Below are 25927 nucleotides of genomic sequence, written 5' to 3' on the forward strand. Positions count from 1 at the left end.
AGAGGTGAAGGTGTGAAACAAACAAAAGCGTTAGTAGAGGGCGCAATCATGATGAGTATTTTTGCGGTCATGATGCTGTTTTATTTGTATGTGCCGCTATTATCTATTATTTTCTTTCTAGCTGCTCCGATTCCGATCATCCTCTATACAATCAGACACGGCTTGAAAAAAGGAATTGCTGCTGGCGCTATTGGCATAGTGATCAGCTTTTTAATTGGGTCTATGGCTGGGCTCATGAGTGCACCTATCTTAATTGCCGTCGGATTAGGCATGGGTGTTTTCTACAGCAGAAGGCAGCCTGGAAATGCCATCATTACAGGTGCGCTGATTTATTTGTTCAGTATTCTCATCTCTTTTGTTATCAGTGTTCAGCTCTTTCAAATCGATATCATGAATATGGCGAAAGAGTCGATTGAGCAAATGATGCCGATGGTAGAGAGTGTTTTAAAGCAATCCGGGGCTTCTGAAAAGGACATAGCCAAACAGCTCAAACAGTTTAAAGAGATGCAGGATACGGCATTAAGTGCTTTACCTGTAGCGTTATTGATATTGGTCACCCTGATGGCTTTCGTGAATCACTGGTTCGTGCAGCCTCTGATCAAACGGTTTGTCAAAGACATGCCGTCCTTGAAGAAATTTAAGGATATGCGGCTGCCAAAAAGCATGGTATGGTATTATTTACTCACATTGCTTTTGATGCTGATTCAGACGGAAAAAGGCAGCTTTTTATGGCTCGTTCAAACGAGTGCGTTTCAAATTTTATTTATACTGGTGCTTATTCAGGGATTTTCTTTTCTCTTCTATTATTGCCACGAAAAAAACATCTCAAAAGCGGTACCCATTTTCGCTGTTGTGCTAACGGTTTTCTTTCCGCCGATCGGTGTGATTGTGCGAATTATAGGGATTGCTGACATAGGCTTTGATTTAAGAGAAAAAGTAAAAAACAAATAATTCACTCTGAATGTTGAGGAGTTGATATCAGTGCCAAGCTTCTATAGAAAACCTGTCATCAAGTATCCGATCTTCGCGTTAATTGTTCTTGCGGTGGTCACAGTCCTCCTCAACCTTTATTTTAATTGGATCATAGGAGCAGTTGGTCTTTTCGTCCTTGCAGGTGTGCTCTACTTCTTAAAGTGGGCAGATACGCAAGTACAGAAAGAGATTGATTCATATATTTCAACATTATCCTATCGAGTCAAAAAGGTTGGAGAAGAAGCATTAATGGAGATGCCTATTGGTATTATGCTGTTTAATGACCAGTATTATATCGAATGGACGAATCCGTTTCTCGCTTCATGCTTTCATGAAAGCACACTTGTCGGCAGATCCTTGTACGATACATTCGAGTCCATTGTGCCTCTTATTAAACAAGAGGTCGAGACCGAAAATGTGACGCTGAATGACCGGAAATTCAAAGTCATTATTAAACGGTCAGAGCGCCTTTTATATTTCTTTGATGTCACGGAACAGGTGCAGATTGAACGACAGTACGAAAATGAACGAACGGTGTTATCTTATATCTTTTTAGACAACTACGACGATGTCACGCAGGGCCTTGATGATCAAGTGCGCAGCGCGATTAATAGTGAAGTGACGTCTCTGCTCAACAATTGGGCACAAGAATACGGTATTTTCCTGAAGAGAATTTCGTCTGAACGATTTATGGCGGTTCTAAATGAGAGTATTTTAGCTGAGCTTGAAGCGTCGAAATTCTCTATTTTAGACGAGGTCCGTGAGAAAACAGGGGCACATAGTGCGACGCTCACTCTGAGTATCGGGATCGGTGCGTCCGTTCCTTCTTTGAAAGAGCTTGGAGCACTTGCGCAGTCGAGTCTTGACCTTGCCCTCGGACGAGGCGGGGATCAGGTCGCCATTAAACAGCCGAATGGAAAAGTGAAATTCTACGGTGGAAAAACGAATCCAATGGAGAAACGGACACGCGTACGCGCACGGGTCATTTCTCATGCTTTAAAAGAAATTGTATCTGAAAGCGGTAATGTCATGATCATGGGGCATAAGTTCCCAGACATGGACTCAATCGGTGCATCCATTGGGATTTTAAAGGTTGCCCAGGCCAATGGAAAAGAAGGTTATATTGTCATTGATGCCAACCAGATTGGCGACAGTGTTCAACGCTTAATTAGTGAAATTAAGAATTATGAAGAGCTTTGGTCACGTTTTATCACACCAGAGGAAGCAATGGAGCTTGCAAAGGATGACACATTGCTTGTGGTCGTGGATACGCATAAACCTTCTCTCGTCATGGAGGAACGACTGCTGAATAAGATTGAAAATGTCGTGGTCATTGACCATCATAGACGCGGCGAGGAATTTATCCGTGATCCTTTACTTGTTTATATGGAGCCGTATGCTTCATCTACAGCAGAGCTTGTGACAGAGCTTTTAGAGTATCAGCCGAAGAAATTGCGGATTAACATGATTGAGGCGACTGCGCTTCTGGCTGGGATCATTGTTGATACGAAGAGTTTCTCTCTGAGAACGGGGTCAAGAACGTTCGATGCAGCATCCTATCTTCGTGCAAAGGGAGCAGATCCTGTCCTTGTGCAAAAGTTCTTAAAAGAAACAGTCGATCATTACATCAAACGAGCAAAACTTATTCAGCATACAGAGCTGTATCAAAATCAGGTGGCTATCGCTTCATTGCCATCTGACAGGTCGGAGTATTATGATCAAATTACAATTGCCCAGACGGCTGATTCCCTGTTGTCAATGAGTGAGGTAGAAGCGTCATTTGCGGTCGCTAGACGAGATGACGACACAGTATGTATTAGTGCCAGATCATTAGGGGATATCAACGTTCAAATTATTATGGAAGCATTAGACGGCGGCGGTCATTTGACTAACGCTGCTACCCAGATTTATGGTATAACCATTGAAGAAGCGGTAGGGAAGTTAAAGGCTGCCATAGACGAATATTTCGAAGGAGGGGTTCAAAGATGAAAGTCATCTTTCTAAAAGACGTAAAAGGCAAAGGGAAAAAAGGCGAAGTCAAGAATGTAGCTGACGGATACGCTCACAACTTTCTCATCAAACAAGGGTTAGCTGTTGAAGCAACTCCAACGAACCTAAGCGCATTGGAAGGGCAGAAAAACAAAGAGAAAAAGAATGCCATCCAAGAGCTTGAACAAGCAAAACAATTAAAAGAAACACTTGAGGCGTTAACAGTGGAACTCACTGCAAAATCAGGTGAAGGCGGCCGTTTGTTTGGCTCAATTACAAGCAAACAAATCGCTGATAAATTGCAAAAAGATCATCAAATTAAACTCGATAAGCGCAAAATCGAGCTGAATGACGCCATCCGTGCGTTAGGTTATACAAATGTACCGGTAAAGCTTCATCCAGAGGTACAAGCAACGTTAAAGGTACATGTGACAGAGCAGGCATAAGCAGAAAAGAACCCGTCTCACGAGGAGACGGGTTCTTTTTTATGAAGGATCTGAAATATAGACGCTGCGTCCGGCACGCATACCGGATAAAAACATGAAAAATAGGATGATGATAAAGATGATAATCGCTGGTGTCCATGTATGTGTGGAATCAAATAGGATTCCAATCATGAACGGCCCAACAGCAGCTAATAAATAACCGAGAGACTGCGCCATTCCAGAGAGGGCAGCTGCTTGTTCCATATTGGTTGTTCGTAATCCGATGAATGTGAGGGCAAGACTGATACTGGCCCCTTGTCCAATGCCGATCAAAAGAACAGAGATGACAAGGATTGGCGTCGATCCTCCGAGAAGAAGTCCAATCATGCCAAGTAAATACACAAGGACAAGGCCGGCGACAAGCGGTCTTTGCGTTTTTAATTTTTCTGCAAAAACGGGCGTTAAGAAGGTGGATGGCAGCCCAACAAACTGCATAATGGACAGCATCCAGCCAGCTGTCGACAGGTTCATTCCATGTGATGTTAAAATATCAGGAAACCATGCGATGCTGCTATAGAAAAGGAATGACTGCAAACCCATAAAAAAGGTCACCTGCCATGCAACACGTGAACGCCATATTGGCTGCTCTGTAAGAGAAATACTTTTGACGGCCGCTGTATTCTGATGAAGAAGCTGCGGCGCCCAAACCATCATGGCGAGAAGGGCAAGTCCAGCCCATACAAGGAATGATGTATTCCAGCCGCCAGGCATCGTATGACTGAGCGGAACACTGACACCTGATGCAAGTGCAGCGAAAACGGACATTGAAGTCGTATATACACTTGTCATCAAACCTGCATGTGCAGGAAATTTATGCTTCACAAGCCCCGGTAAGAGCACATTACAAATCGCAATTCCAACACCGACTAGCGCCGTTCCAATCATTAAGAAGGTGATGGTGCCAAACGAGCGAATCACAATCCCAAAGAGAAGGACGGCAAGTCCAAGCCAGAGGGTTCGTTCATTGCCCAGTCGTTTTCCGATTTTAGGTGCAATTGGAGAAAGCAATGCGAATGAGAGCAGTGGTAATGTCGTGAGAAAACCCGCCAGTCCATTTGAAAGCTGTAAATCGGAACGAATCGCGCCGATCACAGGGCCAACGGATGTAATGGCAGGCCGAAGATTAAATGCAATGAGCAAAATCCCAGCAATCAGCAGGATGGTTTGTCCTGTACTGCGAGGATGTAATGTTGATTTTTCTAGTTGTTGTTCCATGAATGTAAACTCCTTTATTTCTTTAAGAAGAACGATCTTTCTTCTGTTCAAGCTCCGCTAATTTAGCTAATAAGATATGCTGCGGCATATGCATGATTTGTTCTAACGGTACATTGAGTGATGCAGCTAGCTTTTGTGCGGTATCGGCTGAGATTTGTAAAGGTCTCAAGCGCAAATCCCTCCTCTTTCAATCTATACGTTCCAATATATCATATCGGCTTTGTGCCATGCTGATAAAAAATTAGCGTTCTCTTTGATAAAACCACTTTAGGGCCGATAAGAAATTTTTTTGAAATTGTTTCTGATGATGGCCCTCCCCTTGTTCGATGTGATATTGCAGCTGCCTTTCTTGCATCCCTTTCTGTAATAAAAGATCATGTAGTTGTTTGTTGAATAAAGGCATGTGCTGTTGAGCAGATGTTTTTCCTTTCCCTTCTTCACTGCCTACAGACAAATAGACAAGGTGATCCACACACTGAATGCTTTGTTGTTTAGCAAACGATAGAAAATCTTGATACCAAAATGACCCGGAGATCGATGCGATGTTTTTAAAAAGATCAGGGTGCATGAATAAAGTATAAATAGCAAACAGCCCGCCTAATGAAGCACCTACGTGGCTATGTTCATGACAGGTTTCTTGAACTGGATATTCTCTTTTGATATATGGGAGCAAGTCATTCGCTAAAAATGACACATACGTCTGTGCCTCGCCTTTAAAGTCAGGGAACCCAGATCGCAGTGATGACGCCTTCCATGGCGTATATTCGTCAAGTCGATTGAAGGGGTGTATGCCGACGATGATGATTGGCGCGATGGTTTTGGTTTCGATCATTCTTTCGATCTCTAGCAGGCGAGTTCTAAACAAAGAAGAGCCATCTTGTACAAAGACAGCTGGAACATCAATAGAGGTGTCCTGCGGAAGGTAAATATCAAGCTGGCGCCCATTAAACTCGTCATATAGAAACGTTCCGTTCATGTGTATCCTCTCCTAAAGGTTTTCAACTACGTTGAAAAGAAGACAAAGGGCTAAACAATTTAGCCCTTTGTCAAAAATCTGATCACGCATCTTTTTAGTTGTTTTGATCTAACCATTTGACGGCCTTATCAAGGAAGGTTGTTTTGCTTAGTGCTGTTCCTCCTTGAAGCATAGGATCAACGACATTTTCATTGATGTGCCCATTTTTCACAGCTTTTAGGCTTGTCCAAATTTTATTTTTCTCTAAGTCTTTCAATGCATTTGGATTCGATGAGTTTTCCTCTTTAGAGAACTGAACAAAAATATAGTCAGGATTGAGTTCGCCTAGGCGCTCCAATGAAATCAATGCTTGTGCTTTGGCTTTTTTGATATCACTTGGTACTGTAAATCCTAAATCCCCATATAAGGTAGAGTTGAAGTATACGTCTTCTGGATATACGTACAGGTCGCCCTGTCTAATGCGCAAAATGACAGCTGTTTTGTTGCTGCTTTTGTCTTTCAGGGTTTCTTTCGCTTGTTTGAGGTCTTTCTGATAATCTGAAATGATGTTTTTCGCTTCTTTATTTTTTCCAGTCAGTTCACCGAGTAATAATAGATTGCTTTCCCAGTCAGAAGAGACATGGGATACTGGGATTGTTGTTTGGACTTTATCTAGTTTTTTAATTGTTGCAGGCGGGAACTTGGTTGATCCGAGTATCACATCTGGCTTTAGTTTTAAGATTTTCTCTAGGTTCGGTTCTGTTTTTTCACCGATGCCTTCTGTTTTCGCTGTAATGTCTTTAAATAATTCAGGGAATGTGCCGCCTACAGTAGAAGCACCAATAGGCTCGATACCAAGTAATTTTGCATCTTCCATTGATTCAAGGCTTCCAGCAATGACAATTCGTTTCACTGGTGTTTTGAGTTTGTACGTTTGATCTAAGTAGTTGATATTTGTTTCTGTTGTTTCAGCTGACTTGCTTTTGGCTGTGTTTGAAGCAGGTTTATTTTCTGCAGCACCACAGGCTGCTGCGGTGATCGTCATGATACAAAGGATAAGCAATGCGAACCATTTTTTCATTTGTTTTCTCCTTTAACTGATAATTGTTCTCAATTAAAGATTGTATTAGGCTTTCGTCCTTTTATCCATAGACAAATCTCTGTCAAAGGATGGACTTTTTACGGAAAAAAAGATAAAAGGTCCTGAATGACTCGTTGATGACTGGCTGCTGTGTATTCACGCCAAGGGTCAGAAGTGAGCGGATAGACGGCTTGCTGCGTCACAGCTTTGAGATTTTGCCAAGCCTCCTGCTGCTTTAACTTTTGATAAAAAGCAATGGTTTTTGGCTCCTTATGCAGGAAGAGGAAGATGGCGTCTGGATCTAGCTGTTGTATAGAGCGAATGCTGATTTTTTTTTCTATTAGCTGACCGTCATTCTGAAAAGCTGGCAGAAGGCCAATGTCTTGAAAAATCACTTCGGACATGGTGCGATTTACAGACAAGTAGAGCTGATCTTGAAAAATACGAAGAGGCAGGACGGTTTTTGGATCAAAAAGGCATGCCTTTTTCGCTTGATTGACGAGTTCCTCGTAATGAATCAGCCATTCTTCTGCTTCCTTCGCTTCGTTTAGGAACATAGCTGTTTGTCTGAATTGAGTGCGCCAATCCAATTGTGTGAATGGAACAAAGTGAACAGGACAGATGGTTTTTAACACTTGTTTTTCTTCCTCTGTCACATGATCATTGGCAATGATCAGCTCAGGTTTTGTTTCCTTTAATAGCTGTAAATTGGCTTCAGCGTGCTCGTTGATCCGATGTGCACTCAGGTGAATCGGAATTTCTTCTGCATGATGCTCAAAATCATGTGCTGTCCATTTAGGGTGAAGAGGGGCAGCATATGGGATGATATGAATGGGTGTGAGCTGGCCGAGTATGGAATGGCCATAGGCTGCAATTTTCCGCTGACGGCTTTTCATATAAGTAGAAGGGGTCATGCCCGTTTTTTTCTTAAAGATGCGGCTGAAGTAATACGGATCTTGATAGCCGATTTCAAGTGCAATGTCTTTGAGCTTTGCGTTGCCTTTTGCCATTAATTGTTTGGCTCTAGCCATCCTTTTCTTGGTGATATAATCAGTGACACTCACATCAAAATGCTTTTTAAATAGCTCACTGTAATGATTGGCGCTGATGCCAGCCATATGAGATAGACTTGTCAGGCTGAGGGGTTCTTCGGAATGTTGATCGATATATTGTTTTGTTTTGAAAAGGGCATGTGCCGTGTCACAAATATCTTCTTTATGCAGTGTGAAAAGCTGCATAATAAGCTGCTGGAAAAGAGTTTGGCTTCTAAAAAAGCTAATGGATTCAGGTTTTTGCCATTCCTCTGTCATATCGGACAATAAAGAATGAATATGTTCAATCGAGCTAATATCGATAAATTGCCATTTATTCAGTAAAGAACGGGCATGTGCCGTTGATACTTCTCCTATGTTTTGATTTTGCAGCGTGTAGAGCTGAAAGCGAAACAGATAGAGCTCGTGTTTTTGATAAGGCTCTGTTTTCAACATAAATGTTTCCCCAGGCATGATCGTATAGAGTGTCAGATGTTTCAATCGCCATTTTTGATCGTTCAATGTGAGTAAACCGCTGCCGCTTATGCTGAAGAGGAGGCAGAATGTATCTGATAGCTGCTGCTCCGTATGTGGAAGCTCTGCATTATTTATTTTTTCAGTATATGTTAATCGGTAGATGAATTGTTCGGCATTTGCCAATGTACGTAATTGATTGTTGTTTCCCATAAAACCACCTGATCTCTTATTGATTGATAAACATTCTCAATTAAATTGTAGCAGAAAGAGCTGAAAGATGGTGATGTTTATTCTGTCAAAAAAGCACCCTGATGGAGATCAGGGTGCGGTGATTTATTCCGTTTTTCCATGAGCTAGCGCAGGTTCTTTTGTTAAGCTTAATGGCCGCAAGTCCTGCCAGTGTGTCTGGATATAATCGATGCAGGCATTTCTAGTGTCTTCACCAAAGACCTTTTCCCATCCATCTGGCACTGGTGCAAATGATGGCCAAAGTGAATGCTGTCCTTGTTCATTGACAAGCACAAGAAATACACCGTCTTCACGATCAAAGGGATTTGTCATTTGTCATCTCTCCTTTATTCTTAGTGCTTTTGTTTGACCCGATGCAGTGCGTTGTCTAAGATGACACCAATTTCTGCTAGGGGTTTAGGCTGGCACATGTCTTTGTGCCGGCAATGAATGTCGTGCTGTTCAATAGTTCCGTTGATATAAGGTGCCCATGCTTCGGGATCAATTGGTGTAAACCAATCTGGGATAATGGTAGATCTAAAGAATAATATGTCCCCCTGATAAGTTTTTGGCTGATATTCTCCGAGCAATCGAACTGAATTCACATAGGTTTCTTTTAGATTTCTAATGGCATCTTCATTTAAGCTAGCTAGTGCACTGCCATCTTTTTTCAAGATGTCGATGGCACTTTTCATTGTGAGCGGTTCACCTGTTAAGGTATCTGGATCATAACCGCCGAGCGCAAGAAGAGCGATTAGTGCTTCTTCTTCATCAGGTGCTGCTTTAATCGGTAAGAAATGGTTTGGATAGGCATCCAGCATCGCAACGAGTGCGATTTCTTCACCTTGCTGCTGGAGCTGTGTAGCCATTGCCTGAACAACGTTTCCGCCTAGTGACCAGCCAAGAAGATGATAAGGACCTTTTGGCTGAATCGTTTGGATGTGCTTGATGTAATCCGCAGCCATATCATCTAGTGTGTGCGGGTAGTCATCTTTTCTTGCGATTCCTCGAGCCTGTAATCCATAAATAGGGATGTCTTTTTCTAATGTATTCAAGAGACCTGCATAGCACCAGCTCAAACCACCTGCTGGATGAACACAGAAGAGAGGATATCTTTCTCCATTTGTTCGCAGCGGCAGCAAGATGTCTAGTGCGTTTTCATCGCTTCCTGTTTCTAGTTTTTCTGCCAAACTTGCTACATTTGGTGCTTCAAACAATGTTCCGATGCTTAGTTTGACACCAAGTGCATCACGAATGCGGCTGATTAAACGAACCGCAAGTAAGGAATGCCCGCCAATGTCAAAAAAGCGATCGTCTATGCTGATTTTAGGCAAATCAAGCACCTCTTCAAAGAGATGACATAGGATTTCCTCTTTCGGGTTTCTAGGGCCGCGGCCATCCGTTTGCTGTACATGCAATTGAGGGGCCGGCAGTGATTTTTGATCAAGCTTCCCGTTTGCTGTAAGCGGCATGGTGTCAATTTGTACATATGCCGCGGGCACCATGTAATCAGGAAGACTGGCTGCTGCAAAATGACGAAGGGTCTCTGTATCGAAACGGTTTTCTTCAGTTGGGACGATATATGCGACTAAACGTTTGTCGCCAGGCTGATCCTCTCGCATCATGACGGCAACTTGTGCAACTGTATCGTGGCGTGCCAGAACGGCTTCGATTTCTCCAAGTTCAATGCGGAAGCCGCGTATTTTAATTTGATGATCAGCTCTGCCAATGTAATCAAGAGCCCCTTCTTCTGTCCAGCGCGCAAGGTCGCCTGTGCGATACATCCTTGTGCCAGGTGCGCCATAAGGATCGGCAGGGAATCGATCTGATGTCAGGTCAGGTCTGCCTAGATAACCTCTTGCAAGGCCAGCTCCAGCTACATACATTTCACCTGTCGTCCCAGGGGGAACAGGCTGCAGGTATTCATCTAGAACGTAAACGTGTAAATCAGGAATCGGTTCGCCTATTAAACTGCTGGAGTTCTTTGTGATCATGTCTCGATTGAGTTCATTGTACGTAACGTGTACGGTAGTTTCTGTGATGCCGTACATGTTAATGAGCTTTGGCTTACAGTCTGAGTGACGGCTGTACCAATCTTCTAATCTGCTAAGCTCTAATGCTTCACCGCCAAAGATGACATAGCGGAGTGATAATGCTTGACCAAGTGTTTGTTGTTCCTTGTCTATCTGCATAAGCTGATAGAAGGCAGAAGGTGTTTGATTAAGTACAGTCACGCCTTCCTCAACTAGAAGCTGCAGCATCTCTTCTGGAGAGCGAGAGATGGTATGAGGTACAATGACAAGTCGGCCGCCATATAAAAGTGGTCCCCAAATTTCCCATACTGAAAAGTCAAAGGCATATGAATGGAACATTGTCCAAACATCTTCTTCATCAAATTGGAACCAATGTTCAGTAGATGTCAGAAGACGGATGACATTTTGGTGTGGGATGACCACTCCTTTTGGTTTCCCTGTAGAACCGGATGTATAAATAATATAGGCCGGATGCAGAGAAGATAGCGGCTCAATTCTGTCTATATCAGCCGGATTGTGATTTGGCATAGTCAGCAATTGATCGCTCGTTTCCTTTTCGTCTAACAAAATCAAATCGCAATCAGCAGGGAGGTGCACTGCATCTGCTTTTGTTGTGATGCTGCAAACTGGTTTGGCATCTTGTATCATGTATGCCAGCCTGTCTGCTGGATAATCAGGATCAAGCGGAACATAGGCTGCGCCTGCTTTATGAACGGCTAATAAACTTACGAGCATATCGATTGATCTAGGCAGGGCAAGTGCAACGAACTGTTCTGGTCCAACGCCTTTTTCTATTAATAAATGAGCAAGACGATTGGCTTTGTTGTTTAACTCTTCATAGGTCAGCTGCCTCTTGCCATCCGTTACTGCGACTCGATCAGGGTATTGCTCCGCCGTTTTTTCAAATAAGGCCGGGAGACTATGTGCTTGGTCTAACTGAGCAAAAGTCTTTTTGTCAGGGAGAAATGTTTGCCGCTCTTTATCTGATAAAATGTTCACTTGACCAATTGGCACGTGTGGGCGCTCAGTCACTTCAGTTAAAAAGCGCTTCATTCTGTCAGCGATTGCTCGAATGGTGCTTTCTTTAAATACATCTGTACTGAATTCAAACAAACCTGTTAATCCTGCTGCTGATCCAGTTTCCGTTCTTTGTTCTGTCAATTCGATGGTCAAATCAAATTTAGCTGACCCTACTGGTTTCACGTAAAGATCTGAGTCAAGTTGTGTCAGCTTCATTTCTGCCTTCGGTGTATTTTGGAAGGCAAGCATGACTTGGAACAATGGATTTCGTGATCTGGACCGGGTTGGATTTAGGATTTCGACTAGACGTTCAAATGGCAGATCCTGATGCTCATACGCTGCTAAGTCAACGTCTCGCACTCGCTTCAATAGCTCACTAAAGGTTGGATTACCAGCTGTATTTGTACGTAATACTAGTGTGTTCACAAACAATCCCACAATGTCGTCAAGTGCATCGTCATTCCGTCCAGCAATTGGACTGCCAATTGGGATATCTGTACCGGCCCCAAGGCGTGTCAGTAATGCTGCAAGTGATGCTTGAAGCACCATGAACAAACTCACCTGATACTGCTTTGCAAGCTCAAGGAGGTTCTGATGTAAAGCGGGTTCAATCGTAAAATCTATCGTAGCACCGTTGAAGCTTCCTTCCTGTGGACGCGGGAAGTCATAGGGAAGCTCAAGTTCTTCAGGCAGGTCATGTAAGGCGCCTTTCCAATAGCTGAGCTGCTTGGCAAATAGACTATCCGTCTCTTCTTCACTGCCCAACAGCTTCTGCTGCCAAATAGCATAGTCAGCATATTGAACAGGTTCCGCTGGCAAGGAGATGGATTTTCCTTGTATACGGGCTTCGTAAGCAGCAGCTAAGTCTCGCGTCAGTGGTGCAAGTGACCAGCCGTCACCAGCAATGTGATGCAGCAATAGAAGCAGTACGGATCGCTTTGCATCAAGCGTGAATAATTCAGCTCGAAGTGCAGGTTCTTCTTCAATCTGAAAGCTATAGCGAATGGCTTCGTTTAACTGATTCTCAATTTGTTGATCGCTTGAAGCTGTGACATGGAGTTCAGGCTGAACACTTTTGGGGTGTAAAATGACCTGTCTTGGCATGCCGTTCTTATTTGGAAAAATGGTTCTAAGGGTTTCATGTTTTTCAGTGATATCTGCTAAAGCACCAATGAGAGCTGTTTGATCTAGTGTACCTGTCAGTTGAATGACAAGTGGAATATTGTAAGTTGGACTTGGCCCTTCAAGGCAATGAAGGAACCAGAGCCGTTTCTGGGCAAAGGATAACGGAATCTCATCTGGCTTGTCTTCTACCTGAAGCGGCGGCCGAATGTCCTTCGCTTTGTCAATGTGCTGCGCAAGCTCAGCAACCCGAGGAGATTCAAAAATGATACTCATGCTTAGGTCTGCACCAAGTGTATCGCGTATACGTCGAAGCAGACGAGCGGCGAGTAAGGAATGTCCTCCTAAGTCAAAGAAACTATCATCTATGCCGATTTGAGATAGACCCAGGGTTTCTGCAAATAAACTACATAACATGTCTTCTTGTGGTGTTCTAGGTGTACGCTCAGAACTGACTAAAGACATATTTGGTGCTGGTAATGCTTTGCGGTCGATTTTGCCGTTTGGTGTAAGTGGAAGTTCTGGCAAAACGACAACAGCAGAAGGCACCATGTAATCAGGAAGTAATGCAGCCGCAAACTGCCTGAGCTCTGAAGGGTGCAGAGAAGAGCCATCTGTCAGCACAACATACGCACAAAGCATCTGCTGCCCAGGTTGATCCTCACGAACGATAACAGATGTATGCTTAATGGATTGGTGCTGCATCATTACGGTTTCGATTTCACCTAGTTCAATACGGAAGCCGCGGATTTTAATTTGATGATCAGCACGGCTGATATAATCAATCGAACCATCTTCACGCCATCTGGCTAAATCACCAGTACGATACATTCGTGTGCCTTTTGTGCCGAATGGATCAGCAACAAAACGTTCAGCCGTTAAATCATATCGTCCAAGATATCCTCTGGATACTCCTTCACCTGCAATATAAAGCTCACCGATTGATTCTGCTGGGACTGGGTTTAGTCCTTCATCTAAAATGTAAATGCTCGTATTCCAAATGGGTTTACCAATTGCCGGCCCGCTATTCTCCCGGTGTGCTGTGACATTTTCCATCGTAGACCAGATCGTCGTTTCTGTAGGTCCGTACAAATTAGTAATGTCACATTGAAGAGATTGCAATGTGTGCAAAAGGGACGCAGGGAGTGCTTCACCTCCAACAAGAACACGCATACCTGTGATCACATCAGGGTACTCATCTGCTAGCGCATGCCACAACGTTGGCGTTGCCTGCATGATTGTGACATGATGAGAACGAATCATGTCTGAAAGCTTTGCTGGTTCTTGTATGGTTTCTTTTTTTGCCAATAAAATAGCAGCACCATGTAAAAGAGGTAGGAACATTTCCAGCCCAGAAATATCAAAGGCAATGGTCGTTACCGCTAAAAGCTGGTCTTCTTGATCTAATAAAAATGAATCTTGCATAGACAATATAAAGTTGATCACATTTCGTTTTGTTACAACAACACCCTTTGGTTTGCCTGTCGATCCTGATGTGTAGAGGATGTAAGCCGGGTGATGTGGAGAGCCCTCGCTCCAAGTCGGATTGAGGTGCGGACTGTCTGCTATCTCCTGATGAACAGTTGCATCATCCAGCTGAACGATGTGCGGATGGTCCAAACCGTCTGCTGTCTCTTTGACTGTGAGCAAGCACGCTGGTTTGGCATCTTCTAGCATATAGGCGACACGATCGTTAGGATAATCAGGGTCTAGTGGCAGATATGCGGCTCCCGTTTTGACGACGGCTAATAGACTTACGACCATATTGATGGACCGAGGCAGAGCAATTGCGACAAATTGTTCTGGTCCAATGTCATGTTTTTTCAAATAATGAGCTAATTGATTAGCCCGCTTATTCAACTCCTCATAGGTCAAAGTAATTCCTTCAAACTGTAATGCTTTTGCTTGTGGTGTTTTGCTTACCTGTTTTTCAAATAGTTCCCGTAAAGATTCCTCTGGTAATTCTCGTTTTGTATCATTCCAGTGCTTGAGGATGTTCTCTTTCTCTTCAGACAAAAGAAGGTTGAATTGACTGATCGTCTGATCTTGCTCTAGTCCGGTTATTTCCTCCAGCAATTGAAGAAAACGCTGCTGATGAGCGTCAACTGCTTGCTCTTTGTAAACGGCAGGGTTTGCATCAAAGTCGATTTGAAATCCGTTCCCATCCGCGCGGTCGTATATGTTAATCGATATATCATCTACGGGTCCTGCTGAAAGGTTATGTGCTTGACCAACGCTCTGATCGAACATGAGATCATAATCAAATGGCATGATATTGATCTGTGGGCCAAATAATCGCTGATTTCTTCCGATGAGTTTAAAGTCTCTCCGCATGTCCTCGTGACGATATCTTTGATGAGGGCGAATGGCTTTTAGTTCATCAGATACTTGGCGAACAAGTGCTGAGAGTGTCATTTCTGGTTTGCATGTTAAACGAAGCGGTACCAGGTTCATGACCATTCCTGGTGTTTGTAAGGCGCACGATCCAAGGCGCATCATAACTGGTAATCCTAAAACAATATCATGTGCACCAGTCATACGATGCATATATAAAGCGGATGCTGCAAGGATCATTTCATGCCACGTACCACCGAAGGCTTGAGAATTTTTTTTCATTTTGCTTACCTTTTCGGCATCGTAGCCAGCCGTTTTTCGGATAAAATGATCCGACGTTCTTGGGGCAAGCTCAGCAAGGCTGACAATTTCAGGTTGATCAGCAAAGCGATTTTTCCAAAACGTTCGATCAGCTTCATATCGATTGGACTGTCGATAAGTGGTCTCCTCTTGGACTACGTTATGTAAGGCTCCAAATGTTTGAGGAGGCACAGGTGATCCTTGCGATAGGGCTGAATAGACCTCAGCAACACGACGTGCAATGAGCGAAAAGGCGAATCCATCAATGGCAATGTGATGAATGCGCTGATACCAGATAAATCGGTCGTCAGCAAGCTGAAAAAGTACTTCACGGAATAATACATCTTTCTCTAAAGAGACTGGTGTTGAAAGATCTGCCTTCATCCATGCTTTAGCCGCATCAAGCGGCTGTTTTTCATTTTGTAAATTGATATATTGAAATGGAATCTCTTTCTTAGATATCAACCATTGCTTTGGACCGTCAGTATCCTCAACGAAGCGCATATACAAGGAATCTGCTTCTAAGACAGTCTTTCTAATGGCGGCTTCAAAATGTATGGGATCAATTGGACCTTTAATATCTATATACTCAGCTGTATTGAAAATAGGATTAGCTGGATCAAGCTGCTGCGCGTACCAAATGCCTGATTGGGCACCGGTTAGTGGGAATGAATCGACTGACTGGATCGACAAGGGTCTATACCTCCTTTACAAGTAATCGATATTTGGGATAGATGGCTGTTTTTCTGGGAAAAGAAGAGTCCGCCAATGAGCGAGCGTTGGATTTGCGGCAAGCTCAACGAAATTAACTGTCGCTCCTTGCTGCCTCCACTTTTCCGCTAGGCTCATCATTCTAATAGAATCAAGCCCAAGGTAGACGAGATTCTCATCAAGTGGTATTTCATTTGGCTCGATTTGGAGATACTCAGCTACTTGGTGAACGATGGCCTCAAAGGATAAATCATCACTGTTTGCTTCTTGTCCTGTTAAACGACGGATGATTTGGTTTGTCGTTGTGGTGACTGCACAGCGTTCAGCTGCATAGGTCATGGCCATTTTGTGATGTTTCAGTGAAAAGTCAGCGACGGCATCGGCGACAAAAAAGGTTTCAATATCGAGCATGAATGCTTCTGCGGCTGTCAGCATACAGCCAATATGTGCATATACGCCAGTAATGATCAGTTGATCACGCCCGCCTTCTTGAAGGATATCCAAAAAATTAGATTTCTTGAATGCGCTATAACGCCATTTTGTCAGCATTGTATCTGCTTCAGATGGAGCAAGCTGATCAATGATTTTTGTCAATGCTTCATCATCACCAAGTCCAGGTCCCCAAAAATCTGTTAATAAGGCACGATCCTTCGGGTCTTGGTCACCAGGCTGAGCTGTATAGACGACTGGAATGCCAAGTTCATTGCATGTGTCACGTAATTGTTCAATATGCTGAACTAACTCTGTGATCGGTGATGAATCTTGTTGAAATGCATTTAAAAAATATTGCTGCATGTCATGTATCAGCAGAACAGCACGTTTCGGATCTGGTATCCAGTTCACTTTATTTTCGGGTAAATCTTGTGTGCTTGGCATTGGATATGCAGGAATAGTAGGGATTGCCATGGTTTTCACTCCTCTTTTTTATACGTTGGCAGTATGGGTTGCAGCTAGTTCTCTTAATACTTTTTTACTGACTTTGCCTACACCTGTTTGTGGGAACGCATTGATCCATTCAATGCGGTCAGGAATTTTATAGGCTGCGAGCCCGCGTTCTCTTAGAAATGATTTTAAGACGTGCGGTGCTGGTTTGTTGTTTCCTTTCGCGATAACAAAGGCACATGAGCGTTCGCCAAGAAATGGATCCGGCATGGATACCATGGCGGCATCATGAATGTCAGCATGCGCAAGTAAATGGTTTTCCACTTCTTCAGCGGCAACCTTTTCGCCGCCACGATTGATTTGATCCTTGTCTCTGCCTTCTACAACAACATTTCCTTCTTTGGTTAATCGCACGATGTCACCTGTTCTGTAAAAGCCATCGGGTGTAAATGCTTTTTTGTTTTGTTCATCGGCTTTATAGTAGCCGCGAATCGTATAAGGTCCTCTTGTTAAAAGATGTCCAGCTACTTCATGCGGGACGGGCTTGTCCTCATCATCAACCACTAGTACCTCATCATATTCAGACATCGGGCGTCCTTGTGTATGAATTATGATATGTTCAGGATCATCTAATCTGGTATAGTTGACCAGACCTTCTGCCATGCCAAAAACTTGCTGTAACTTACATCCAAGGGCAGGCATCACTCGTTTTGCTGCCTCAGCACTGAATTTAGCACCACCGACTTGTAAGACCTCAAGACTCGATAAGTCATCTGATCGATGAGGAGCGGCCTCTAGCCAAATCAATGCGATAGGTGGAACGACAGCGGTAATGGTCGCCCGTTCTTTTTCAATGAGTGGAAAGACGACATCAGGGCTTGATCCAGGTGCAAGAACGACTCTACCGCCTGCGTATAACGTCCCAAGGACGCCAGGCGAGCTTAATGGATAGTTGTGCGCAACTGGAAGTGCAGCTAGATACACACTATCTTGTGTGAGCTCGCACACCTCATTGCTTTTCCAAAGACTATAAATATAGTCATCATGTGTACGAGGAATGAGCTTTGAAAGGCCTGTGCTGCCTCCAGATAACTGAAGAAACGCTATATCGCTTGCCTCTACATGAATTTGAGGATCGAGTGCTGGGTCCTTGCGCAGATCATCCAAGCCAAGGAATTCCTCAGCTTCCCCTGCAACAATGACATGAGGTAATGAGGGAAGCTTTTCTTTCACTTGACGTGCGAGTGATCGATAATCAAAGCCGCCATCAATATCTGGTATGACATATGCATCTGCTTCGGCAAACTCAATAAAATAAGTGATTTCACTGCTTCTATGAGATGGCAGAGAGAAGACGGGTAAAGCACCGATTCGAAATAAAGCGAAAATGACTTCAAGAAAAGCAGGAATGTTAGGAAGCTGTACGACAACTCGACTTCCCTTTTGAATTCCAAGCTGATGAAAACCGGCGGCAAGACTGCTGACACGCTGATCAAGTTCTTGGTAGCTTATGTGCGTATCAGCGTATGTAATGGCTGTTTTATTTCCTAGCGATGCGGCTCGTTCACGAAGCATACCGCCAAAGGTTTCCCCACGCCAACAGCCGTTTTCACGGTAGCGTTTTGCAAAATCTTCTGGCCATGTAGGTGGTTGAACAAACATGTTTTTGTCATCTCCTATTTATTTTTATCACTGATGGATGCCCATCGCATGAAGCATCGTGTTGAATTTTGCAGATGTTTCAGCTAGCTCTTCTTCTGCCTTTGATCCTTTGACCACTCCTGCACCAGCAAAGAGACGCAGGGAGTGACCCTCAGCTTCTGCACAACGAATGGTGACAATCCAATCACCATCACCATTTGTATCTGCCCAACCGATCATTCCTGTGAAAAATCCTCGATCGAAGGGTTCAATCGCTTGAATGGCTTCACGTGCATCTGCTGTAGGTGTTCCGCATACTGCGGGTGTTGGATGAAGGCTAAGAGCCAAATCAATTGAGGACACATTGGAATCTATTAATTCACCTTTGACCACAGTAGATAAATGCCACATCGTTTCTGTTTGTATGACGGATGGTGATGCAGGCACATCTAGTGTATGACAGTATGGAGTAAGCGCTTTAGTGACAGCTTCGACAACCACTGCGTGCTCGTGTAAATCCTTCGCTGAAGTAAGGAGTTCATCACGGCGGCGCTGGTCTTCTATTGGATCTGAACTGCGCGGCCGAGAACCAGCGAGTGGATTAGAAATCACAGATGAACCAGTTTTTGAAAGAAGCAGTTCAGGGCTTGCCCCAAGAAGTGTGCGCTTTTGGGAAGCCTTCGGGTCAGCTATATTTGCAGCAAACGTATAGCCAGTCGTATTATGACGAGCCAGTCGTTCGAGTATTGTTTTCGTATGAATATCTCGATTTGCTTTAAGATGGAGAGATCGAGAGAGTACGATTTTGCTAAGCTCTCCGTTCTCAATTTTAGCTAATCCTTCGTTCACACCATTCATGTAGACCTCTGGAGAGGGGACAGGTGTCACCTCATAGGATGGCGATGCCGCTTCTGACTCCTCATCACCTTGTTGAAATTCGAGTGGATCACTAAACTGTACATGGACTGGTACATTTAAACGAACGGGCTGCGCCGGATCAAATGGGACAGCACCAGCCACAATCGGTGTTTGGATACCAGCTTGTTTGGCATCGTCAAATACATGCGCTACCCTTGTGGATAGTTCATTTAGCTGATTGGTTTCAATATGCTGGAAAATCCCTTCGGCAAGTATTGTGCGTTTAGGTGAAGCAAGAAAAAAAGCGCCTGGCTGATAGTCTTGAAGCAACTGTATTTTTTCTTCTGACGACAATAATGAATGTTTCATGAAAAGGCCTCCTTTTAAATGAAATGCTAGATTCCGAGTGTTGCCCCGCCATCAATCGTGAGGTTCTGCATCGTAATATGACTGGATTGCTCAGATGCAAAGAAAATGACTGCATCAGCAATGTTTTGAGGATCAGCGATTTTTTGTAAAGGAATACCGGTTTTATACGTCTCTAATGAGCCTTTAATTACCTGATTTTCTCCTTGTTCATCAGACCATAAAGCCCATTGCATGGGTGTTGCGGTAGAGCCGGGAGAGACGACATTGCATCTGATTCCATAAGCAGCCAGCTCTAAACCAAGCGTTTTTGTAAATGAAGTAGCTGCTGCTTTTGAAGCAGCATAGGCAGCCATATTCATTCTAGGAATGGCACCAGCGTTAGAGCTGACGGTCACAATGACCCCATCTGATCTTTTCATCATGTATTTGGAGACAGCTTGAGATACGTAAAAGACACCATGTGTGTTGACTGCGAAAGTTTGTTGCCAGTCATCTGCACTAAGCTGGTCAATAGAACTGATTCGAAGAATGCCTGCTACATTGACCAGTAAATAAATAGGGCCAAGCTGCTTTTCAATTTGATCAACAATGTGCTGAACAGAAGTTTGATCGGTGATGTCACCAGGATAGGCAAAGGCACGTATCCCTTCATCCCTCATTTGCTGGACGGTGCTTTGCAGCTGCTCTTCATTTGCGTCAACTGCTGCAATAATCGCACCTTCCTCGGCTAGTCTTTTTGCGACTGCTTGTCCAATACCTTGTCCTGCGCCTGTGATCAGGGCAATTTTTTGAGATAGACCATTGTGTTTCATGTGTTCACTGCCTTTCCTTCATGTCTGTGGTTGTGAAAGGATCATGATGATAGAGTGCAAAACGAAAAGCGTCATTCATCAGCACCGGTAAAACGGACGTATGTCCTTCTTCAGGGAATTCATGATAGGACGTATGCAAACCATATGCGGATAAAGGCAGCATACGATTTGCTAGTGAATTTGCATGATCATTCATTTGACATGGATGATGTTTTTCTAACTCACCTACACCTACAAGCAGCCTGACATCCATAGGCACCTGATGTATATGATTGGTGAATTGGTGTTCTTTTTCTAGAAATAATTCTTTGTTCCAGTGGATAGAAGGACTGCCCGCAATATATGTCTGATAAGCATCAGGGTGCTCAAATAGTGTGTGTAATACAAAAAGACCGCCAAGAGAGTGTCCAAACAGTGTTTGACGACTCTGGTTGATCGGAAAGCGCTGCTCGATATAAGGCTTTACAATCTTTTCTAAAAAAGAAAAGAACGCAGAGGCCCCGCCATATGTATGGTTGGAGAAGTCCTTTCTTTTGCCACCAATGGAAGCGTCAGGGCCGGTAAGAGTGAGATCATAATGCCTGAGCGGATGATAGGGCGCTTCTGTCTGATAGCCAATTCCAACAATGATGGCAGGTACAACACCTGTTTTTTCAGGCCTTCTTGACTGTAAACGAAGTGCTTCGACCATTGTGCCAAAAAGTGAATTTCCATCAAGCACGTACATGACTGGAAAACCAGCCGCTGGAGGAGTAGTATTCGGTTTAAATATAAAAAGTCTGTATGGGTGTGCTGTGGTATCCAGTTGCTCCGTCCCGGGTATAAAAAAAGGACGGCTTTCTCCGAAAAGAGAATTCTCAGTACCCATTCCTTCAGGGCGTTTGGACATGTGTAAAAAATCCCCTTCCTCAAATTGACTCTCATACGATGATAAAAGCAGGCTTGCGGATATAGGATGAATGTAGAGATTGAAGAATGGTCTCCTCAAATGAAAATGATTCTCAATTATCACGCAAGCAAATCAAATGATAATGGTTATCAATTATGAAGTCAAATGTTCATTAAGTTGTGTAATTGACAATTGAATTAAAAGATTCAGAAAATAAAGGACTAAATAACTACCAAATGATTGGAAATAGAGAGTGCCGGACCGTGCAAGTAAAAAGAAGAGAAATGCCAAAAAGCCTTGACCTTCTCGGGATATTTATCATTTTCTTCTGTTTGATTCAGGAATATATATAGGTTTTTCTTCTTGAAATCATTTTGAGGAAAAATAAGTCTATAGACCTTCTTGTATTTTTAGGAAAAAAGAGGAGGATTTTTCGAAAAGCTGGTGATCATATCTCACAACTTATTCAATATTATACGTAAATTCATATACAATTTTCTAAGGGAGACAAGAGCGAAGGGAATGTAGGCAGAATGAAAACCCCATTAGGAAAGATGAGGCTGAAATTGCTTGAACATCAGCTCAAACTGAAAAATTCGTTTACAGTGGAAGAATATCATGAAATGAGGCAATCATTACATGAAATACGGATGACATTTGCGGCCTATGAACAATGGGATTTATACCAGCGGGCCACCGATATGATCACCATCCTCCTCTTTCAACACGCCCTCAAGCAAAACCACCATTAACACTTTCACTTTTTATGAGCAGCGTATTTCTTATGAAAGGACGGTGCTGTTTGAAGAGTGGCAAAAGATCATATAGCATCAAAAATGCGGCAATGAAAAAAGTAAGGGAGGTCCCCTTACTTTTTGATCAATCGGTGTACATGTCTGTAAACACCATTCAATTAGAATCCATCTGTGACATCATATTCGTAACGAATATCGGCTTTGACATTGCTCATAGTAGATCTCGCAGTAGCCTTTGCGTTGTACTTAAAGCTCCATTTTTGAGCCACTTTTAATTCATCTTCCAGTGAAATACGATAAGACCCACTTGTTGCAGATGAAAAAAGTGATTGGTTCCAAATTTTGTTTTCATCAGCCATCAGTTTGTGTGTGACATTTCCTTGGTTAGGCGATTGGGTACTAGTTGTTGAAATCGATTTAACGATAGCATTGTTAGGAATAGAAGAATTGGTCGTTAAATCCATTGTAATGACAGAAGAATCAACACCTGCTAGATTCAAAGATGAATTCCCTAGGTTGGTAGCAGTCCCGGTAAAATTGAATGTCCCATTCCCAGATTTGATACGATCTTGAATGGAGACAGTAAAATACATATTCCCTGTATATGAGCCACGGGTCACTTTCACAAAATAAGTTTCTGAAGTTGAAGTAACGTCACCAGTATTTGCAAATATAAAGGGTGTTACTGAATCAGGATTAATCACTCTTGACCCTGGTTTAGAACTCTTCGAATTATACACCTCGATTTTCATTCCCGTATATTGCTTATTATACGAACTTCGCACATAGACCCTTTCACCCTTATTGATCGTGAACTGATAATACGCTTCATTTTCACCTTCAGGTAAGATTGTTGTATCTGGGCGACTATTTTTCCAATATCCCATTGAGCTTGCTGTGTTAGGGCTGTTATTCCCCGTAATAGCCGCTTCTGCTGAATGAGTTGCAAAAAAACTAGTAACAAGCACTAATGCCAATGCAGGTAACAAAAAACGTTTGAAGATAGTATTTGTCATATTTTAACCCTCCTTGTAATAATTACTATATCGGATCAAAACTAACAAATTTTAACTGAATTGCCGATATATTTAATAATCACTATTTTTTTAAAAAGGAGAATCAAAATGAATATTAATACGTCATACACGGCAGGTGCTTCAAACAATCAGAACAGAATCGATTATAAAGGTCAATCAGCTATTAAAAGTACAAATGAGGTGATGACCGAATCTGATAGACGGATGAAAATACTAGATGAAAAATATGAAAAAATAAATGAACAAAATAAACGTTTCAAAAATCCTCATGGTCATATACACGATAAGTATCGAAATCCACGCTCGCCTTATTTCAGGAGTGATCTAACTAAAGTAGAAAGAGAAGCTGCATATACGATGGAGATTGGCTGGGCTAATTCTGGAAAAGGAGGTCAATATGACTTTAATGATGCCATCTTCCGTAATGAAAAACGGTACGATCCTACGCAAGAAAGCGTAGAGAAAAAAATATTCAATCGTCAAAAGGTCAACGAACAATTACAAGATTTATTCTCTAAAAACGGAATATCCATTCCTAAAAACACAAATCTAACTTTTACCATTGACCCGAACAATTTTAAATTGGTGGTAAGTGGTTCAAAAGACGAATCGCTGATGAAACAAATAGAAGACTTATTAAATACAACCAACAATACAAGAGAATTATTTTTCCATATTATGAAAAGCAGAAATGATGATTCTACTCAATTCACACCGGATTCTCTAGCAAAGTTCCATCTTGTCAATCAAATCAAAACGGTGACAGGCTACAATTTAAAGGATTTAAGCATTGTAAATGGTCAATTTGTAACGGATAAAGGAATCAATATTTTTGATATATACAAAGAAGATCTCATGAAAAACCCATACACAGCAGAAAATGCACGAATTGCCGCTTCACATTACGGTGCACAGCTATTTGACCTAGCGAAAAACGGGTTTGATTCTATTCCCGATTTGGTGTTATCTATTGGTTATCAAAACGGTTCCTTACAAGACATTGGGCAAAAAGTGAATTATGGGGTTAAGAAAACGATAGATTAGAAAAACGCACCCGAACATGCCATGTTGGAGCGTCGATTACATGTGTGAACGGCAACAAATCTAAATTCTATTAGCAATAACGAAGGACTCTATAACAATTGATGTTACAGAGTCTTTTCTATTGAAATGCGCTGGTTTGCACAAAATATCCTCATGGTAATTTTGACTATAGTCGATGTTTTTCACTTTTTTATTGATGAAAATGTTAAAATGATGAGTAGCGTATTTTTTTATGAAAGGACGGTGCTTGGCATGACGGAACTTCTCGATGACCGGCTGCCGCCGCAAAATATAGAAGCCGAGCAGGCCGTATTAGGTGCTGTTTTTTTAGAACCATCCGCGCTAACGCTCGCTTCTGAGGTATTAATTCCAGAGGATTTCTATAGAATGTCGCATCAAAAGATTTACAATGCGATGCTTGTACTTGGCGATAGAGGGGAACCGGTCGATCTTGTCACGGTGACATCTGAGCTTGCCAATACAGATTTACTAGAAGAGGTAGGCGGGATTTCGTATTTAACCGATATTGCGAACTCTGTCCCAACTGCTGCAAACATTGAATACTATGCAAAAATTGTAGAAGAGAAATCTATTTTAAGACGTCTGATCCGTACTGCGACGACCATTGCACAGGATGGGTACACGCGTGAGGATGAAGTAGAAGACTTATTGAGCGATGCTGAAAAGACCATTATGGAAGTGGCGCAGCGTAAAAACTCAGGAGCCTTTCAAAACATTAAGGACGTTCTTGTTCAAACATACGATAATATTGAACAGCTTCATAACCGTAAAGGCGATATCACAGGGATTCCAACAGGTTTCTCTGAGCTTGACCGGATGACAGCTGGATTCCAGCGAAATGATTTAATCATTGTAGCGGCTCGTCCATCAGTAGGGAAAACCGCCTTCGCATTGAACATTGCCCAAAATGTCGCAACCAAAACGGACGAAAGTGTTGCTATCTTTAGTTTAGAGATGGGTGCGGAGCAGCTCGTTATGCGTATGCTTTGTGCAGAGGGGAATATCAATGCACAGAACCTAAGAACCGGTAATCTGACAGAAGAAGACTGGGGCAAGCTGACAATGGCGATGGGCTCGCTGTCAAACAGTGGGATTTTCATTGACGATACACCTGGAATTAGAGTAAGTGAAATTCGCTCGAAATGCCGCCGATTGAAGCAAGAAAATGGTCTTGGCATGATCCTGATTGACTACTTGCAGCTTATTCAAGGGAGCGGACGATCAAGTGATAACCGTCAGCAGGAGGTTTCTGAAATCTCTAGGGCACTAAAATCACTGGCGAGGGAGCTTGAAGTTCCGGTTATTGCTTTGTCTCAGCTTTCACGCGGGGTAGAGCAGCGTCAGGACAAACGTCCGATGATGTCTGATATTCGTGAATCAGGAAGTATCGAGCAGGATGCCGATATCGTGGCATTCCTTTATCGTGATGATTACTATGACAAAGAATCAGAGAATAAGAACATTATCGAAATCATTATTGCCAAACAGCGTAACGGTCCAGTTGGTACAGTATCACTGGCGTTCGTCAAAGAATATAACAAATTCGTCAATCTGGAAAGAAGATTTGATGATGCGGGAGTTCCGCCCGGTGCTTAAAGCCCAGCTCAAGAAGCTGGGCTTTTTTGATTGATCTACATCGAAAGAATGATTGAAAAAACAATCAAAA

Annotated in this window: 19 protein-coding genes; 6 read left to right on the top strand and 13 right to left on the bottom strand. The window is 42.8% G+C overall.

Annotated features, from left to right (window positions below; genetic code table 11):
- Positions 1 to 12: 12 nt before the first annotated feature.
- The 3 genes from AWT60_RS04740 to rplI are packed head-to-tail and all read left to right on the top strand — an operon-like array spanning position 13 to position 3407.
- The gene (locus AWT60_RS04740; protein ID WP_218676972.1) at positions 13 to 951 is read left to right on the top strand and encodes a YybS family protein; all 939 of its coding nucleotides are present in this window, start codon (positions 13 to 15) and stop codon (positions 949 to 951) included.
- Positions 952 to 981: 30 nt separating this feature from the next.
- Positions 982 to 2961 (top strand): DHH family phosphoesterase, encoded by a 1980-nt coding sequence (locus tag AWT60_RS04745; protein WP_024427639.1) that lies wholly within the window; start codon positions 982 to 984, stop codon positions 2959 to 2961.
- Positions 2958 to 3407 (top strand): 50S ribosomal protein L9, encoded by a 450-nt coding sequence (rplI, locus tag AWT60_RS04750; protein WP_008359128.1) that lies wholly within the window; start codon positions 2958 to 2960, stop codon positions 3405 to 3407. Before AWT60_RS04745 ends, rplI begins: the two co-directional genes overlap by 4 nt.
- 39 nt (positions 3408 to 3446) lie before the next feature.
- Here the strand turns inward: rplI and AWT60_RS04755 are convergent, their stop codons facing one another.
- The 12 genes from AWT60_RS04755 to AWT60_RS04810 form a co-directional block, all read right to left on the bottom strand.
- Positions 3447 to 4661: a CynX/NimT family MFS transporter gene (locus AWT60_RS04755; protein WP_076840620.1), complete on the bottom strand. Its 1215-nt coding sequence runs from the start codon at positions 4659 to 4661 to the stop codon at positions 3447 to 3449.
- Positions 4662 to 4683: 22 nt separating this feature from the next.
- Positions 4684 to 4830: a YycC family protein gene (locus AWT60_RS04760; protein ID WP_064498621.1), complete on the bottom strand. Its 147-nt coding sequence runs from the start codon at positions 4828 to 4830 to the stop codon at positions 4684 to 4686.
- A 72-nt stretch (positions 4831 to 4902) separates the two neighbouring features.
- Positions 4903 to 5637 carry an alpha/beta hydrolase gene (locus AWT60_RS04765; RefSeq protein ID WP_218676973.1) on the bottom strand — a complete coding sequence of 245 codons (735 nt, stop codon included), beginning with the start codon at positions 5635 to 5637 and terminating at the stop codon, positions 4903 to 4905.
- Positions 5638 to 5731: 94 nt separating this feature from the next.
- Entirely contained in the window at positions 5732 to 6697 is a 966-nt protein-coding gene (locus AWT60_RS04770) for an iron-hydroxamate ABC transporter substrate-binding protein (protein WP_218676974.1), read from the bottom strand.
- A 98-nt stretch (positions 6698 to 6795) separates the two neighbouring features.
- Positions 6796 to 8415 (bottom strand): helix-turn-helix domain-containing protein, encoded by a 1620-nt coding sequence (locus AWT60_RS04775; RefSeq protein ID WP_076840618.1) that lies wholly within the window; start codon positions 8413 to 8415, stop codon positions 6796 to 6798.
- A 123-nt stretch (positions 8416 to 8538) separates the two neighbouring features.
- A complete protein-coding gene (locus tag AWT60_RS04780) occupies positions 8539 to 8766 on the bottom strand; it encodes an MbtH family protein (protein ID WP_025093680.1) in 228 nt (75 codons plus the stop codon).
- Positions 8767 to 8786: 20 nt separating this feature from the next.
- The gene (locus tag AWT60_RS04785) at positions 8787 to 15935 is read right to left on the bottom strand and encodes an amino acid adenylation domain-containing protein (RefSeq protein ID WP_218676975.1); all 7149 of its coding nucleotides are present in this window, start codon (positions 15933 to 15935) and stop codon (positions 8787 to 8789) included.
- A gap of 15 nt (positions 15936 to 15950) precedes the next feature.
- Complete coding sequence (locus AWT60_RS04790; protein WP_218676976.1) at positions 15951 to 16859, bottom strand: isochorismatase family protein; 909 nt, start codon at positions 16857 to 16859, stop codon at positions 15951 to 15953.
- A gap of 18 nt (positions 16860 to 16877) precedes the next feature.
- Positions 16878 to 18497 (bottom strand): (2,3-dihydroxybenzoyl)adenylate synthase, encoded by a 1620-nt coding sequence (locus AWT60_RS04795; protein ID WP_218676977.1) that lies wholly within the window; start codon positions 18495 to 18497, stop codon positions 16878 to 16880.
- A gap of 27 nt (positions 18498 to 18524) precedes the next feature.
- Complete coding sequence (gene dhbC / locus AWT60_RS04800) at positions 18525 to 19703, bottom strand: isochorismate synthase DhbC (protein WP_218676978.1); 1179 nt, start codon at positions 19701 to 19703, stop codon at positions 18525 to 18527.
- Between the two features lie 26 nt (positions 19704 to 19729).
- A complete protein-coding gene (locus tag AWT60_RS04805) occupies positions 19730 to 20515 on the bottom strand; it encodes a 2,3-dihydro-2,3-dihydroxybenzoate dehydrogenase (protein ID WP_041105831.1) in 786 nt (261 codons plus the stop codon).
- 4 nt (positions 20516 to 20519) lie between these two features.
- Entirely contained in the window at positions 20520 to 21404 is an 885-nt protein-coding gene (locus tag AWT60_RS04810; RefSeq protein WP_218676979.1) for an alpha/beta hydrolase, read from the bottom strand.
- Positions 21405 to 21937: 533 nt separating this feature from the next.
- On the opposite strand from AWT60_RS04810, the gene AWT60_RS04815 reads away from it, so the two are divergent.
- Positions 21938 to 22156, top strand: coding sequence for a hypothetical protein (locus tag AWT60_RS04815; RefSeq protein WP_218676980.1), 219 nt, complete (start codon positions 21938 to 21940; stop codon positions 22154 to 22156).
- Between the two features lie 161 nt (positions 22157 to 22317).
- On the opposite strand, the gene AWT60_RS04820 is transcribed toward AWT60_RS04815, so the two are convergent.
- Entirely contained in the window at positions 22318 to 23175 is an 858-nt protein-coding gene (locus AWT60_RS04820; protein ID WP_087976588.1) for a hypothetical protein, read from the bottom strand.
- A gap of 108 nt (positions 23176 to 23283) precedes the next feature.
- On the opposite strand from AWT60_RS04820, the gene AWT60_RS04825 reads away from it, so the two are divergent.
- Positions 23284 to 24240, top strand: coding sequence for a DUF4885 family protein (locus AWT60_RS04825; protein ID WP_218676981.1), 957 nt, complete (start codon positions 23284 to 23286; stop codon positions 24238 to 24240).
- A 252-nt stretch (positions 24241 to 24492) separates the two neighbouring features.
- Positions 24493 to 25857 (top strand): replicative DNA helicase, encoded by a 1365-nt coding sequence (gene dnaB / locus AWT60_RS04830; protein ID WP_003214779.1) that lies wholly within the window; start codon positions 24493 to 24495, stop codon positions 25855 to 25857.
- Positions 25858 to 25927: the final 70 nt, after the last annotated feature.

This window comes from Bacillus sp. F2HM (assembly GCF_019266135.1).
GTDB lineage: Bacteria > Bacillota > Bacilli > Bacillales > Bacillaceae > Bacillus > Bacillus safensis.